The 13,791-nt window shown below is 41.5% G+C and carries 9 protein-coding genes and 4 pseudogenes; 5 read left to right on the top strand and 8 right to left on the bottom strand.

Features of this window, described 5'->3' with window-relative positions:
* Positions 1–66 precede the first annotated feature (66 nt).
* Complete coding sequence (locus tag I2I04_RS18240; protein ID WP_143260457.1) at positions 67–1,353, top strand: histidine-type phosphatase; 1,287 nt, start codon at positions 67–69, stop codon at positions 1,351–1,353.
* A 62-nt stretch (positions 1,354–1,415) separates the two neighbouring features.
* Here I2I04_RS18240 and I2I04_RS18235 read toward each other — a convergent pair whose 3' ends face one another.
* Positions 1,416–2,930, bottom strand: a complete 1,515-nt coding sequence (locus I2I04_RS18235; protein WP_143260456.1) for an SLC13 family permease — start codon at positions 2,928–2,930, stop codon at positions 1,416–1,418.
* Positions 2,931–3,117: 187 nt separating this feature from the next.
* On the opposite strand from I2I04_RS18235, the pseudogene I2I04_RS23680 reads away from it, so the two are divergent.
* The 4 genes and pseudogenes from I2I04_RS23680 to I2I04_RS18215 form a co-directional block, all read left to right on the top strand.
* A pseudogene (locus I2I04_RS23680) lies at positions 3,118–3,285 on the top strand (RNA polymerase sigma-70 factor); the annotation flags it as partial.
* Positions 3,273–3,545, top strand: a pseudogene (locus I2I04_RS18225) (beta-galactosidase); the annotation flags it as partial. The pseudogenes I2I04_RS23680 and I2I04_RS18225, both read left to right, overlap by 13 nt.
* A 1-nt stretch (position 3,546) precedes the next feature.
* A pseudogene (locus tag I2I04_RS18220) lies at positions 3,547–3,795 on the top strand (1,4-beta-xylanase); the annotation flags it as partial.
* Positions 3,796–3,908: 113 nt separating this feature from the next.
* The gene (locus I2I04_RS18215; RefSeq protein WP_195655581.1) at positions 3,909–5,903 is read left to right on the top strand and encodes a glycoside hydrolase family 97 protein; all 1,995 of its coding nucleotides are present in this window, start codon (positions 3,909–3,911) and stop codon (positions 5,901–5,903) included.
* Positions 5,904–6,014: 111 nt separating this feature from the next.
* Here the strand turns inward: I2I04_RS18215 and I2I04_RS18210 are convergent, their stop codons facing one another.
* The 7 genes and pseudogenes from I2I04_RS18210 to I2I04_RS18180 all read right to left on the bottom strand — a co-directional run bounded on the left by I2I04_RS18210 (position 6,015) and on the right by I2I04_RS18180 (position 13,477).
* Entirely contained in the window at positions 6,015–6,788 is a 774-nt protein-coding gene (locus I2I04_RS18210; RefSeq protein ID WP_229127011.1) for an ABC transporter permease subunit, read from the bottom strand.
* A 9-nt stretch (positions 6,789–6,797) separates the two neighbouring features.
* The gene (locus I2I04_RS18205; RefSeq protein WP_143260440.1) at positions 6,798–7,496 is read right to left on the bottom strand and encodes an ABC transporter ATP-binding protein; all 699 of its coding nucleotides are present in this window, start codon (positions 7,494–7,496) and stop codon (positions 6,798–6,800) included.
* Positions 7,493–8,734 (bottom strand): nitrous oxide reductase family maturation protein NosD, encoded by a 1,242-nt coding sequence (nosD, locus tag I2I04_RS18200; RefSeq protein WP_195655580.1) that lies wholly within the window; start codon positions 8,732–8,734, stop codon positions 7,493–7,495. The genes I2I04_RS18205 and nosD overlap by 4 nt, the downstream gene beginning before the upstream one ends.
* Positions 8,698–9,753, bottom strand: a complete 1,056-nt coding sequence (locus tag I2I04_RS18195) for a nitrous oxide reductase accessory protein NosL (protein WP_195655579.1) — start codon at positions 9,751–9,753, stop codon at positions 8,698–8,700. The genes nosD and I2I04_RS18195 overlap by 37 nt, the downstream gene beginning before the upstream one ends.
* Positions 9,750–11,738, bottom strand: a complete 1,989-nt coding sequence (gene nosZ, locus I2I04_RS18190; RefSeq protein ID WP_143260438.1) for a Sec-dependent nitrous-oxide reductase — start codon at positions 11,736–11,738, stop codon at positions 9,750–9,752. Before nosZ ends, I2I04_RS18195 begins: the two co-directional genes overlap by 4 nt.
* 259 nt (positions 11,739–11,997) lie before the next feature.
* Positions 11,998–12,171 (bottom strand): annotated as a pseudogene (locus I2I04_RS18185) (ISAs1 family transposase); the annotation flags it as partial.
* 97 nt (positions 12,172–12,268) lie between these two features.
* On the bottom strand, positions 12,269–13,477 hold the full coding sequence (locus I2I04_RS18180) for a hexokinase (RefSeq protein WP_195655578.1): 1,209 nt from the start codon (positions 13,475–13,477) through the stop codon (positions 12,269–12,271).
* Between the last annotated feature and the right edge of the window lie 314 nt (positions 13,478–13,791).

The raw sequence follows: 13,791 nt of genomic DNA, 5'->3' as shown, positions 1-13,791 counted from the left end.
TAGGGTGAATAAACATTATTCTATCTCTGGTTGTTATGTTGCATAAAAAGAAACAGATTCTGCCAGATGAAAGTAATACTGATATTTTTAGCCGTTTTGCTTTACCCGGTAACTTCTCTACTTGGACAAAGTGGAGTTCAGAAATATGCGGGTACAGCTATGCCATACCCTTTAATAAAAGCTTTGTCCACTTCGAACCATGAGGGTATGACTCCTTTTTATATCAACCATTTAGGGAGGCACGGAGCACGTTTTCCGACTTCCGGGAAAGCCTTGGAAAAAGTTAAAGGTGCGCTTGTCTTGGCGGAACAGGAGAAAAGGTTGACGGCAAAAGGGGTGGAATTACTTGCTACGGTATTACAACTGTCTGAAGCTTTTGACGGACAATGGGGAGAACTGTCGCCAATAGGTGAACAAGAGCAAAAGGAAATTGCAGAACGTATGTTATTTCGTTATCCGGAACTATTTGCTGATTCAGCTCGGATTGAAGCCATAGCTACTTATGTTCCTCGTTGCATTAACAGCATGGATGCTTTTCTTTCCGGTATGAAGAAACGTGATTCTTCACTGGTCATACAGCGAAATGCAGGAAAACAATATGATACTTTTCTTCGTTTTTTTGATTTGAACCAGCCTTATCTTCATTATAAGGAAAAAGGAGGCTGGATTCCATTATATGAATCATTTGTCCGGGATAAGATAATGGTCGCTCCGGTCATGAATAGAATCTTTCTTACCTCGGGAAAGGAAACGGAACAGGAAAGCCGGGAATTTGTCATGGCTTTGTTTTCAATAGCAGCAATACTTCCCGATACGGGCTTGCCTTTTGATATGAAAGATCTTTTTAGAAATGAAGAATGGTACAATTATTGGCAGACACAGAACTTACGGCAATATATGACCAAAAGTGCGGCGCCGATAGGAAATATGTTGCCGGTCGCAATAGCATGGCCGTTACTTTCAGAGTTCATTCGAACTACAGAGAAGGCTATTAACGGACAATCGGACAACCGGGCAAATCTTCGTTTTGCACATGCGGAAACTGTTATTCCGTTTGTGGCCCTGATGGGTATAGGAAAAACTGACATACAGGTAACGTCTTCCGACTCTGTATCCACTTATTGGAAAGATTATGATATTGCTCCCATGGCTGCCAATGTCCAATGGATTCTTTATCATGATGAAAACAGTCAGGTTTGGATTAAAGTACTTTTGAATGAGAAAGAAGTGTCTATTCCCGTGGTAACATCTCGTTTTCCATATTATCGATGGGAAGAAGTCCGGGAGTTTCTTGAACAGCGGATAGCGATGTCGAAAAAGATACTTTCCGGTTTTCAAAACAAGAATGGTTAACAAAAAAGCCCTGTGGGAATGACTTGTTCCTACAGGGCTCATTTTAACGGGAAGAGGATTATTTATAATAACTTGTTGGAGCCAAGTATAATCAACATAGTATATCCCAGTATCAATCCGATAATTCCCATGATTATGCCGACTTTCTCCATATCCTTTTGCTGAATCATGCCTGTGGCATGCGCCAATGCGTTGGGAGGAGTACTAATAGGCAATATCATTGCTAATGATGAACCGATTGCTACCCCGATCAATAAAGTTTCGACTCCACCTAATGAATACAGATTTTCGCGCATGCTGCTTCCTGCAATGGCAAGAATGGGGACAAGCAATGCGGCGGTAGCCGTATGTGAGATGAAGTTTGCCATAGCATAACAAATCAGCCCGGAGCCGACAATCATTAATACAGGAGGCCATGTGTTGAAGGGGATAGCTTCAATCATATGCTTGGCCAGCCCGGTTTCCTGTAAAGCAACGCCTAGGGCGAAGCCACCGGCTACCATCCAGAGTACGCTCCAACTGATTTCTTCCAAGTCACGTTTAGTGATGACTCCCGTTATACAGAATACGGCTACCGGAATCATAGCTACTACATTTGAATTTACTCCTGTCACTTTGTCAAACATCCAAAGTATGACTGTGATGGCAAAAGTGATATAAACCACAATGGAACGCCAATCTTTTTTGGCTTCACCTTCAATTTGTAACTCAATATTCTTTTGTTTAAAGGGAAACAACCGTAAAAGTATAAACCAGGCGATAAACAATACAATAATAGTATAGGGTAACATAAAACTCATCCATTCTCCGAAACCGATGTTCAGGTTCAGTCCTTCCGGGTCATTCAGGTATTTTAAAGCGATAGCGTTGGGCGGTGTGCCGATAGGAGTTCCCATACCGCCTACATTGGCAGCCACAGGAATAGCCATGGCCAAACCTATTTTACCTTTACCGTCTGCCGGAAGTGCTTTTAATACAGGAGTAAGGAAAGTAAGCATCATGGCTGCTGTAGCCGTATTGCTAAGAAACATTGAAAATGCAGCTGTAACAAGAATGAACCCTAATAGTACATAGCGTGATTGTGTTCCGAAAGGTCTTAGCATGACGCGTGCCAACAATACGTCCAATCCGCTTTTGGTTGCTGCGATGGCAAGTATGAAACCACCAATAAATAACATAATGATAGGATCGGCAAAGCAGTGCATAATGGACTTATATTTGACTGTCTGTCCCAATTCTTCTGTTGGAACCCCTTGAATGAGGAACCATAAACTGCTGTCGGAAACGGTAAGTAACAATAAAACGACAATCAGCACGGAAGTGGTCCATGCAGGGACAGCCTCGAATACCCACATAAGTGTGGCAAAAATAAAGATAGAAATAAGTCTTTGTTCTATAACAGTTAACCCTTCTATACCAAATGTGTCAATTGGGAGGAGCCATAAAATAAGGGAAAGGGTAATAGCTACGGTTAACTTTATACATCTGGCCACTGTCTGATTTTTTGCTAACCGTTTGGCTTTCTTTAAATCCTGATAAGCTTCCACTAGATGGAAGCCATGAAAAATCTTGTACATGATACTAGTTTAAGAAAAAATTAAAAAACGGTGCAAAAATAACTTTTTATTCTATATTTCGTAAATCAGTGAGAGAAGTTTTTTTATAATTCTTTTGGGTTGTGATGTCCTTGAAGATATTAATATGGATATTAGGTAGTCTGCTGCAATTTCTTTAAATTTGTGCCATTAACTTGACTAATACATCCTTAATTCAGAATGGGAAAAGCGCGAGATCGCGTTTTCATCTCTAATGCCTGATGAGATAACAGACAATAAAATGACGATATCCGATTCGCATCCGTTGGGGACATTGCTGGAGCGTGAACTGGAAGAAGAAATATATAAAGCCATTAATAAATTGCCGAGCGAATGTGGGTGTATCATGTTTTTGCAGCTGGCGGGAAGTTTGTGTGCAATTACCGTTTCCGTCAACCTCTGAAAGGCAGTGAGCAATGCCATTACGGCATGATAATGACCGACGGGGTGACTCTTTCTCCGGGCGGTGAAGAATATGTACGTATTGTGCAGGAGATGAAAAAGCTTCGTGCTGCCTACGATAAGAAAAGCCGTATGCCCAAACAGCTGGCTTCTCGGCGCATTGGACTGCTTTTCGATATGAACAACTATTGGGAGTACCGAATATATGGCTCGTCGCAATGACAGCCGCTTTTGCAATGTTCTTCCTTTGATAAAAAAAGAAAAGGTAGGCGCCATCAATTGGGGATTTGTTGCAGGGAAGACAAATACTATTTTTGCCTGGGATGACGTTATTCCGTCGGGGGAAGAACCGGAATTATGGTTTCATGATATTTATCGTCCTACCGGAGTACCTTATCAGCAGGAAGAAGTCGATTGCATTCAATCTCTGACAGGAAAAAGATAGAATCACGTATTCTTTTTTATCTCTGTTTTTTAGTTTTCATATAGGTTAGTATGATATATTATTTTATTTTTGTATCGTTCTTCTATAATTTGATAACTACTATAATTAAAACCATGAAAAAACTGAAGATTTTATTATTCTTGTGTGTTGTCGCATGTACGCTTACGGTACAGGCGCAAAAACAATTTACTTTGAACTCTCCGGATGGAAAGCTTCAAACGACGATTACCGTAGGTGATAAGTTGACTTATGATATTTACTGTAACGGACGGCAGATCCTTGCTCCTTCTCCAATTTCGATGACATTGGATAACGGAGAAGTCTGGGGAGAGAAAGCAAAGTTGTCCGGCACTTCCGGGAAAAAAGTAGATCAGATGATTCCTTCTCCTTTCTATCGTGCCAGTGAATTAAGAGACCACTATAATGAGTTGACTCTTCGGTTTAAAAAAGACTGGAATGTAGAGTTCCGTGTGTACAATGATGGTATTGCTTACCGCTTTGTCAGCCGTGCGAAGAAACCTTTCAATGTGGTAGATGAAATAGTAGATTATCATTTCCCATCTGATATGGTAGCTTCTGTACCGTATGTAAGAGGAGGAAAGGACGGTGATTATGATTCCCAATATTTCAATTCATTTGAGAATACTTATACTACCGGTCCATTGTCAAAACTGAATAAAAAACGTTTGATGTTTTTGCCGTTAGTCGTGGATGCCGGCGAAGGTGTTAAGATTTGTATTACAGAATCCGATTTGGAGAATTATCCCGGTCTCTATTTGTCTGCTGCTGAAGGAGAAAATCGGTTGACGGGACGTTTCGCGCCATACCCCAAGAAGATGGTGCAAGGCGGACACAATCAACTTCAAATGTTGGTGAAAGAGCATGAAGCTTACATTGCCAAAGTTGATAAACCCAGAAATTTCCCGTGGCGTATGAGCATTGTTACCACTTCCGATAAGGATTTGGCAGCAAGCAACTTGAGCTATTTATTGGCTGCCCCTTCCCGTCTGACGGATCTTTCATGGATCAAACCCGGTAAAGTAGCATGGGACTGGTGGAATGACTGGAATTTGGATGGCGTTGATTTTGTAACCGGAGTAAATAATCCGACTTATAAAGCCTACATTGATTTTGCTTCTGCAAACGGTATTGAATATGTGATACTTGATGAAGGTTGGGCGGTAAATCTGCAAGCGGATTTGATGCAAGTGGTGAAAGAGATTAATCTGAAAGAATTGGTAGATTATGCAGCCTCCAAAAATGTGGGCATCATTCTTTGGGCCGGTTATTATGCTTTCGAACGTGATATGGAGAACGTTTGCCGTCATTATGCCGACATGGGAGTAAAAGGTTTTAAGGTCGATTTTATGGATCGTGACGATCAGCTTATGACTGCGTTTAATTATCGGGCTGCCGAAATGTGTGCTAAATATAAACTGATCCTCGACTTGCACGGAACGCACAAACCGGCCGGTTTGAATCGTACCTATCCGAATGTGTTGAACTTTGAAGGTGTCAATGGGCTGGAACAGATGAAATGGAGTCCGGCTTCGGTAGATCAGGTGAAGTATGACGTGATGATTCCTTTCGCTCGTCAAGTATCCGGTCCGATGGACTACACTCAAGGGGCGATGCGCAATGCTTCGAAAGGTAACTATTACCCTTGTAATTCTGAACCGATGAGTCAGGGGACTCGTTGCCGCCAACTTGCTCTGTATATTGTATTTGAATCTCCTTTCAATATGTTGTGTGATACGCCGAGCAACTATATGCGCGAACCGGAATCAACCGGATTTATTGCTGATATTCCGACAGTATGGGATGAAAGTATCGTGCTTGATGGTAAGATGGGAGAGTATATCGTAACAGCACGCCGGAGTGGAAATGTCTGGTATGTAGGTGGAATCACCGATTGGACGGCACGTGACATCGAAGTGGATTGTTCTTTTCTGGGTGATAAGACGTATGACGCTACGTTATTTAAAGATGGCGCAAATGCTCACCGGATCGGGCGTGATTATAAATGTGAATCCATCCGGATAAGAAATGACGCTAAGTTGAAGATTCATTTGGCACCCGGAGGTGGTTTTGCCCTTAAAATAAAGTAATACAGCTTTTTCTATTTCACTTAGAAATAAGAGATAAAAGAAGAGGAAAGCTCCGGAACGAGTTTTCCTCTTCTTCCATAGTAAGAATCTCAGACCTTACTTAATATTCAATTATAAATCTTTCTTTCTGAACAATCTTACAGACCAGAGATAAGGTAACACAACCCATAACACGAGCACAAGAAAGGATACGATTATTCCTGCCTTTTTGCCTACTAACTCTTTAAAAGCAGCACCGGCATATCCCATGATTGCTGAAACATCCAGTTTTATCAGCATTTGCAATCGTGCCAAATCAATAGGGTTGAGCATCAATGTGCCGATCATAAAATGATCTATCGGATAGTCGCTGAACTGGAACAGTATGAAAAGTATGATACCGTCGTAGATCAATGCAAGGAAAAGCCAAAGAACCAATGCGAGACCAATCCCTTTGGATTTGTCAGACACAAAAGAACAGATAAGAAATGCCAGTGACACGAATACAAGAGTTATACAGAGCCCCATAAAGATCATAAGTAGTCCTGCCATGTTGAATGAATACACCAGGATAGGAATGCCTGCTCCAAGCAAATACGCGAGACAGAGACTGGAAGCTACCCCGGCATAGATGCCGTTCCAGATAGTAGCCCGACGAATAGGGTGTCCCAGCAACAGTACAATACATTCTCTGCAATTATGAAGATATATCGTAGAAAACAATATCGACATGAGGGGAACGATAAACAGGATTTCATTCATGATAGTAATCAGACCTTTGTTCACATCGTCCTCCATGGAGAAAGATACCCACGACATCACCGCTAAAACAACCAGAAAGACTAAAGTCGTTTTGTTCTTCAGTATATCTTTGAAAATGAGTTTGAAGATTTTTATCATATCCATTCTGTCTAACTATTTAATAAGTTGCATCACAGCTTCACTGATATTCTTTTCCCCTGTCTCGGCATACAGCTGGGTTAAAGATTTATTGAACAATACCGAACCGTTTTCCATAAAGACTACGTGTGAAATGATACTGTCTATATCGCTTAATATATGTGAAGTGATAAATATCGTTTTTCCATGTTCCCTTTCTTTGATAATTTTCTTTCTTAGAATGTAGGAAGCTTGTATATCCAATCCGGCGAAGGGCTCGTCCATTACCACAATATCAGGATGAAACATAAAAGCGATTGCTGCGCTTACCTTTTGCACCGTACCGCCGGAGAGGGTGTTCATTTTCTTCGTTCCCAATGCTGGAATATCGTAGGCTTCATAAATGTCTTTATCTATCTCTCCCCGGTAATTCCGGATAGACTGTACAGCTTTTATCACTTCGTTCACAGTCATGTGTTCGGGAAAAGAGCCGATTTGCGGCATGAAACCAAGATGATTCCTGCTGTCGGGATGTAAACTTACGTTTTTGTTGTCTATCCATACAGTTCCGCTATTTGGTATAACCATGTGGAGCAGGCATTTGATAAGAGTTGTTTTGCCACAACCGTTGGGACCGATAAAGATGACACAAACACCGTCCTCAAAACAGAGGCTGATGTCTTTCAGCACTTGTAAACGTCCGAAACTTTTGCTTATGTTCTTGAATTCAATCATAACTTTCTTCTCATTGCAGGTTTTTCATCAACAAAGTTTTCGGGAGTCATCGTTGGAGAAATTCTCTCGGACAAGTCGAGCATGTTGGCGATGATACTGCGAAAGAAGAGCATTGCCATTGGATTGTGTTCCACAAACATGGAAAAGAGACTCAAAGGGTGGTGGGGGACGTCTCCATATCCGTCTTTGTTCAAATCATAGCCATTGTATTTATCCCAATAATTGCCCGAAAAGGTATTGTTGTTTGTCGAGCTGCTATTGGTTGTCACATCATACGTGTTGCTGATGAAGTTGTTGTCGCTGACACAGTTTTCATAGCTGCTTGCCAGCATACGTATTCCCATTCCGTTTTTCTCGAAATGGTTGTTTCTGATTTGCACATCGTGTGTATCATCCATATAGATTGCCACACTGTTTTCCAGAAATGTATTGTGTGCAATCATACCGTCATAAATATCCTTCAATAATAATCCGTAGGAAATGTCACTCACATTCAGTTCGAACAGGTTGAATGTCATATTCACCTGATGCGAATACATCACTGCTACCCCTGCGCCGTTATGGCGGAAAGTGTTATAATGATATTCGTCATAATGCGAGAACATGAAATGCAAGCCATAACGCATACAATCGTGTACCACATTCCTGTTGATCTGTGAGGCGGAAACAAATTCCAGATAGATGCCGTCCCGATGATTGCTCACCTGATTTTGAATGATGGCCAGCGTATCGCAACTCCAGCAATGAATGGCATTGCCCAGTACGGGCAGATAGTTGATATTCGTTGTCACTTTATTTCCGGAAATTATGCCACGGGTACACTTCTGCAAATTGATCCCGATCGAGTTGTTCAGGCATACATTGTTTCTAATCACCGTTCCGTTACAGTTTACTGCTCTGATTCCACAATATTCATGCAACGATGACCGACCGGAATTTTCCAGCCGGAAGCCCTCAACGATTACATTATCCGCTTGGATCAGCATTACGTTTCCCTTATTGCGTGCATTGACCGAAGGAGAATGAATTCCTCTCAATTGAATAGACTTGTCGATGATTACATTTTCATTGTATACCCCGCCCCACACTTCGACAGTATCACCCGGATGAGCCTGTATGATAGCACTGCCTATAGTCTTGAAATTATAGGCAGCACCCACTCTGATGACCCGGGCATGGGATGTCGCGGCGGACAAAAGAATTATTGCACACCAGCAGGCAAGTCTAAATCTGTCCATGACATCACTTCCGAATGAAATTCTTTTGCATACATCTCGGCTGCATCCTGTGTTTTGAATGCGGCTATATTGCCGCCCATAGGGCTTCGGACTCTGTCTCCTTTTACAAAAAAAGCAGTTTGAAGTTTCAACAGTTCGTTAGATAACAGATAATCAGGTACGAACAGGGCTTTTGCTTTTATATCCGAATGTTTCGTGAGATAATGTATCATGCAAGATAAATCGTCGAATACATAGATCTTCCCTTTGTCGGTAATGAATTCGGTTGCGAATTTCAAGTCGGTAATGGTCATTTTGCAACCGGCGCACGTATCTTTATTCATATTTATGGGGCGTGGTTCCACTTTGCCTGTGCAGGACATGGTGATGAATACCATTCCTGCAATCAGTGCCGCCACATTGGCTTTCTTTGAAAACAGTTTATATATCTTGCACTCTTTTATCGTTACGAAGGCCATAAGCACTCCCGACAGAATCATTAGTATACCTCCCAGTGCAGGGATGGAATATACGCCGAAGTTGAGCAGTTGTTTATATCCGATGATGGGTGGTTGATAGGCCATGCCCGGCACTTGGATAGCGGCTTTGGGCGAAAGGTCGTGCCCGTAGTTGTAGTTCCAGTTGTAGAAATCGAAGAGTGAAACGATACCGAAGACGAGGAAGAGGAACAGGGTGAAAATCGCCCATTTCTTTTTGCCGATAAAGGCGCATGCCAATGTGAGCAATCCGAAGAATGAAATGATATAGGGTAATACGGTAAACTCAATGAAGTCCTCGGTGTACAACTCTTTCATTCCGATATAATGATTCAGGTCATTGATACTGTTTACGTCACCAGCTATCTTGTCGGCATGTAAATACAAATTCAGCCCTTCGGGATACTGTGGAGCCGAAAGTTCTATTTTCCAGATTGGAAACAGTAGTGCGGCGAAAAGAAGGCATCCTGCTATCGCCAACAGGATGCGTGATAGCAAGGAAATCTTCTCGTTTTTGAAGTTTAGTGCAGAAGAGTTTATCATTTTACGATTGTTTTAAGAGGTTTATCGTCGAAACTGCATACTAGTTTTACATTACTGTCTGCCGGAGATACGCGTACATATCCCTGCATTTCCTGATGGAGGGCGCTGCAGAAATCTGTACAATAGAATGGATAAATGCCTGTTGTTTTAGGAGTCCATTTTAGTGTTTGTGTTTCACCCGGCATCACTAACAGTTGGGCATTTTCATTGCCCTTCACTGCGAATCCATGTGGAATATCCCATTCCTGCTCAATGTTGGTGACATGGAAATAGACCGTGTCGCCCACTTTGATACCTTCTATATTATCGGGAACGATACGTGAACGGATCGAGATGAGGTAAACATGAACCTCTCCATTCTTACGTTCGATACGGGCATCGGCATCTGTCTTGGTAGCGTAAGGATTTTGATTCTCGGCGAGATTGTAATATTTCATTTGTTTTTCTTTTAGTATCTCGGCGGGGATGGCTGTTGCGTAGTGAGGTTCTCCTATGGTCGGAAAGTCGAGCAGTAGTTTCATCTTAGTGCCGCTTATATCATACAGCTGGGCACTTTGGCACAGTTCCGGACCGGTAGGAAGGAACCTGTCTTTGGTGATTTTGTTGTAAGCCACCATATATTTTCCATAGGGTTTGACAGTGTTACCTCCCATTACAGAAAGATGTCCGATAGAATAATAGGTAGGAACCTTGTCGAGTACTGTAAGGGTTTTGATGTTCCATTTTACGATTTCGGATGATATGAAGAAACTTGTATAGGCGTTTCCGTCTGCATCGAACTCTGTATGCAATGGGCCCAAGCCGGGTTCTTGCACTTCCCCATAAGACACAGCCTCGTATTTCAGTATGTTGATGCCGCCGAACTTGCCGTCGAACTGTTTGTCTTTTATTGCTTTCAGCATTTTTTCGTAGCTGAACACGGGAATGTTCGTCGCAAGTTTCCCGCTTGCAATGATATACTCTCCGGTGGGATCAACATCGACGCCATGAGGTGATTTGGGACAAGGAATGAGATAGCATAAATCCGGGTATTCTTTAGCATCAAGCACAAGCACCTCTTTCATCATGTCCGATGTAGCTGTCATGGTCGATTCATCAAGTACATTGTGTGCATAATGGCAAGGTTGCTTCTTTCCTGCTCCTGTGTTTGCTAGTTCTTCGGCTTTTTTCCAGTTTATGGCCAGTAGAAAGTCCTTGTCATTTTGTGAGGCATTTACTTCGAGGTTGGTATGTGCCTGCTCACTATTGTAGCAGGAGAAAAACGACCAGTCCGAGCTCTTGCCTTGACCTGAACGGCTCAAGTCGAAGTTCAGTCCCGGAGTGACAATTTGGAAAGCGATGTTCATTCTCCCCGTCTGCGGATCGACTTTGATGAAGCTTAAGTGCCCTTTGAAATTCTTTTTATATGAACTAATAGGCACATCCGTGTTATCGTAATCTCCCGGGACGCTGAAACGGGTACCGGCGACCATATATTCGGTATTGGCGGTAGAGAAGGGTGAAGAATGGTTGCCTGCACTGTTCGGTAACTCTATGATCTCTACAGTGCGGAATGTTTTCAGGTCAATTCTTGCCACTCGTGGCGTATTATTTTCATTGATGAAAACCCAGCGCCCGTCATACATTCCGTTGGTACGTGAGGCATCTGTATGATGGGAGTCTCCCCACGGCAGCCAACCGTGTGATGTGTTCAGCATAGCCTTGGTACCTTCATCATATCCATATCCGTTTTCACCATTAGCAGTGAAGACCGGAATCACTTTAAGCAATCTCCCCGACGGAAGGCCATATACAGCCAACTGGCCGCTGAAACCACCAGAGACAAAATTATAAAATTCGTCGTACTTACCTGGTGCTACATACACCTTTACTGCGGCATTTTCAGCAAGCATGGCTTTGGAACCTTTTGGCTTGCAGGATGTTAGGCTACAAACAACTATCAATAATAGTATAGCAGGAAATGAAATACATTTTTGTTTGCGCATAATTTGTAATTTTTAGAATAAGGAAAAACAGAAAGTAGAAAAATAAATGGCGAGAGGGTAGCGATGAGGCCTGTGTCTTTTCTGATTAAAATAAGTAGAGAAATCATGTTTTATTGATTCCTGACAAACAAAGATATGAAAAAAAAAATGATTATCAATGTATTAATGTCATTTTTTGCTGTTGGCTATCAATAAAAGTCTTTCTGTTATTGTGAAAAGTGTAATATGATGTTGTTGCTCTGCCTATTGAAGATTTACTGCTCTCAATATCAGACTGTTTGATAAGTTCGGGAATAGCTTTTATCTCGTTAGACTTTTCATCCACTTTCTTTTGCCCAAGGCATATACCATTAGGTACAGTCCAAGGGCTAACCATATACAACTTGCTTCTCATACCGTTATTTGAATAAGAGCATGTATAAGGATTATTACATTAAAAAGAGAGTTTTCACACATTCCTGTCGAATTTTTATAAACAACTCGATGGGAGGATCACTCTGCAATGACGATGATAGGATGGGCGGGAGGTATCAGGATAAAGCCGCGATGCCTGTCCCTATCAAATTGGCATTATTCATGCTTTTGATATCAACTTCTACATCTTCTAAGCCGAATAAATTGAAAAGCTCTCGTAATTTTTCCATGACAATCATGTTATAGTTTTTGTCTTTTCTGTTTTTACTCCAGAAAAGGCTGCCTTCGGCAACCAGGCAAATTTTCCGTATATCCTTGTTGTATGATTTCAGCAACATGATAAGCCCTGTCAGTGAAGCCGCAACTAGCTGTGCTGATCTACTATATATCCACTGTGCCACTTCTACATACACCTCTTTATAAATATCGGGATAGTTCATTATAGAGGTAAGCTTTTGTGCGTCAAACTTTTCTTCGAACTCCTCTAATGGGAAAGTGGCTTTTAGAATATCTCCCAGATACATTCCGGATACAGCTTTCTCGAAGCGTTGTTTTCCCGGATTCCCGGAGATTCCATCCACTGTATTGTCTACTGCAGTGAGGAACGGCGGATGAAAATTCCCGGATTCCAGATTAACGGGAATCAATCCATCTACTTTATGCGACGGATTTAATTTTTTTATTTTGTCAGCCGGAATAAAAGTAGCCATATTGGTGCCTGTTCCTACAATCAGACCTATATACGCATCGTAACTACTGTCGGTAAGTCCGGCAAATAAACTGGCAACAGTGTCATTGAGCACTTTTATATTCGTAAACTTGATTTTATTTCTTTCATTCAGATAATCGAGCAAAGGTTTTCCAACAACTTCTCCGATCATCTCTTTTATGTCAACTCCTTTGGTCCAACGCAGCAGTTTGGCATCTCCGTCTGGGACGGACGCTGTCGGATAAGAAAAACAATATCCAATTGGCATCTCTTTTTCCCGTTTTATTCCGGTTATCATATCTGCCATTTCTTTGAACAACTCCTCTCGGGTATAACCGGGAGTTTTCATAATCGACATGTCTTTTTTCCAACCATTGTTAGGATGAATGGCGGGAGGAGTTTTACTAAAGTCAACAATTGCTACCCGGTAATTTGTTCCTCCCAAGTCGAGTACTAATGATTTGCCATTGATACCACTTGCTTTCGGAGTGATGAAAGTGGGAATGCATTGTATCTCTGCATTTTCAGTGTTCAAACCTTCTTCTACTTTTGCTTTAAATGAGCGAGCAATCTCTTTGAGCTGCTCATTATCTAACTGAAAAATATTTTTCTCCATGATATTATTTTTATTGTATAGAATATGTTTATGCATGAATAACAACTGAAAAGGAATTTTGCTCGGTGGGCATACGATATATGGATTCGACCGGATTTCTGGATTTATCTTTTTCTTTTTTTGCTCTTTCCAAAAGACGAATTCAGGTTACTTACGCACTTTCCTCTGCAAACGATTTTTCATTTTCATTTCTCATATTCTCATAAATGATACAATAATCTCCTGTAAAACAATAATATAACACTATGAGAAATAAAGTATAAAATGGTATTTCTCATACTATTTCTATCATTTATCCTTAAAAATGATGCATT

Source organism: Bacteroides sp. 1001136B_160425_E2 (assembly GCF_015559655.1).
In the GTDB taxonomy this organism is placed as follows: domain Bacteria; phylum Bacteroidota; class Bacteroidia; order Bacteroidales; family Bacteroidaceae; genus Bacteroides; species Bacteroides luhongzhouii.
The sequence above is the reverse complement of the archived record's forward strand: the minus strand, read 5'-3'. Positions and strand labels throughout refer to the sequence as shown.